The organism is Legionella drancourtii LLAP12 (assembly GCF_000162755.2).
Lineage (GTDB): Bacteria > Pseudomonadota > Gammaproteobacteria > Legionellales > Legionellaceae > Legionella > Legionella drancourtii.
Genome location: NZ_JH413844.1, coordinates 1 through 1,785 on the forward strand (window position 1 = coordinate 1; position 1,785 = coordinate 1,785).

Below are 1,785 nucleotides of genomic sequence, written 5' to 3' on the forward strand. Positions count from 1 at the left end.
ATTGTTGATGTTGAGCGGCTACGAAAACCTATGCAGCTTATTACTAACTATATTCTAAAGTGTATGGAACTAATTGATTCCGCTGAAGTTATTCCTATTCAATCTACAAACAAGGAACAGATATAAATACGCATCCAGATTTGGCACACACTGTGTTCCATATCTGAATCCAATTTGGCACTCACTGCGTGCTAAATTCAAAAACCAACAATAAACAAAGAAATTATCTTATACTCATCAACGAAAATATGCTGGTTGTCGCCAATTTTGATAGCTGAGATTAAAACCATTTGAAACATCCGGAATTTCCGGAAAGTTCAAAAATCATACAGCAAAGTTAGTAGTCAAGTAATCCTTGACTACTCAATGACAATAAGATTTTCAACATACCCTATGTAAATGTTTCCAGCAGTACAATCCATTTTAAATATGGATTTGGTCGACAGTGTCCGCCAAATTATTTAGATTACTTTGAAGTTTATTAATTATGATCAACAAATCCCTTCAAGCATCCACATCATCAATCATTGATTTAAAAGATAAAAATGATTTGCCACCACCCTTTCCTAACTCTTTAATTGCATCACGAGATAATTTATTTGGTAGTTTTAGTTCAAAAGGCAAACCGTTACACATAACAATTTGTTCATACAATGCATTAATAGCTTGAGAAGGAGTTATACCTAACAGCTTTAGGATTTCTTCTCCAGCATCTTTCAAGTCACTATCGACCTGAGCTTGTACGATTTTCGTAGTCATAATTAAATATCTTTATATTGTAGTTACATACTGAATTTATAGATAATTCAAAATTAAAGAATATATTTTATCCAGCAGCACTATATTGAATATTAAAATCTAAAGCCTTAGCAATTGGTTTAGAGTTTTTGCCAATTTTCTTCATTTCAATAATACCGTAGCGAGCCATTGTACTAAGTGTACGACTCAAATTACCTGGTTCACGCTTACTTAAGACAGCAAGCTCTTTAATTGACTCAGGTTTTTGCTCATCAATTATTTTCAGTAGCCTCATATTGTTTTCATTCAATACTTCACAAAGTGATTTGATTGAACTAAACCAAATCTTAGGTTCATTTTTTTTAGGTTTATAGCGCCCGGAAGCAATTTCAATAGTACGACTTTGAAATTTATCTCGTGACATAATACCAACTTGTAATGTTTTCATTTTTTATCTCCATTATTCAATTTTTGAATAATTGAATTTATTTCTTGAAAAAAATCTCTCAAAAGCTGTTCAGCATTTTCAAACTCATAAGGGGTTCCCTTATCATTTATAGATGTATGAACGTGATCATATTTAATAATACGTCCCGAATAGCGACCACATTCTTTAACCTTAATCCCATGTGCATTATCAAAGCCTAGAATCCTCTGATTATAATTATCATGTAGTGTTAAATTATATCTAATACCATGAGGCCTCTCTGCAGTTGGCTCGACCAAAAACGCCTCTATTTTGTACCAATAACCATTTTCCTCTGTATATTCCGTACCATGTAATGCAAGTAAGTTTTCTAGTCCTACATCCTTCATTAAAAATCCAAGATATCATCTGATGATATTCATATTATAATATACATTCGGGATAAATAGTTCTTTTTTGGTTAATTTAAATTCTAGGCAGTAAGCAAAAAAGCAAGATCTGCCCCTAGGCACAGTACTCTTTGCCCAAGTACTTGCATTATTTACCAACGGAAGAAGAACTACTACGATCTGAATTGGAATTTGAGCATGGTTGCTCAGTCACGATGAGTAAATAAACCA

General features: G+C 32.8%; 3 protein-coding genes. All 3 read right to left on the bottom strand.

What is annotated here, in order from left to right:
• Positions 1–504: 504 nt before the first annotated feature.
• Complete coding sequence (locus LDG_RS14405; protein ID WP_040536081.1) at positions 505–759, bottom strand: type II toxin-antitoxin system RelB/DinJ family antitoxin; 255 nt, start codon at positions 757–759, stop codon at positions 505–507.
• 67 nt (positions 760–826) lie between these two features.
• Positions 827–1,186 carry an HVO_A0114 family putative DNA-binding protein gene (locus LDG_RS14410; RefSeq protein WP_006872153.1) on the bottom strand — a complete coding sequence of 120 codons (360 nt, stop codon included), beginning with the start codon at positions 1,184–1,186 and terminating at the stop codon, positions 827–829.
• Positions 1,183–1,554, bottom strand: a complete 372-nt coding sequence (locus tag LDG_RS14415; protein WP_006872154.1) for a toxin-antitoxin system TumE family protein — start codon at positions 1,552–1,554, stop codon at positions 1,183–1,185. Before LDG_RS14415 ends, LDG_RS14410 begins: the two co-directional genes overlap by 4 nt.
• Positions 1,555–1,785: the final 231 nt, after the last annotated feature.

Excerpts from the sequence above, each read along its gene's own strand:
- LDG_RS14405 (WP_040536081.1), bottom strand. The coding sequence starts at position 759 with ATGACTACGAAAATCGTACAAGCTCAGGTCGATAGTGACTTGAAAGAT.
- LDG_RS14410 (WP_006872153.1), bottom strand. The coding sequence starts at position 1,186 with ATGAAAACATTACAAGTTGGTATTATGTCACGAGATAAATTTCAAAGT.
- LDG_RS14415 (WP_006872154.1), bottom strand. The coding sequence starts at position 1,554 with ATGAAGGATGTAGGACTAGAAAACTTACTTGCATTACATGGTACGGAA.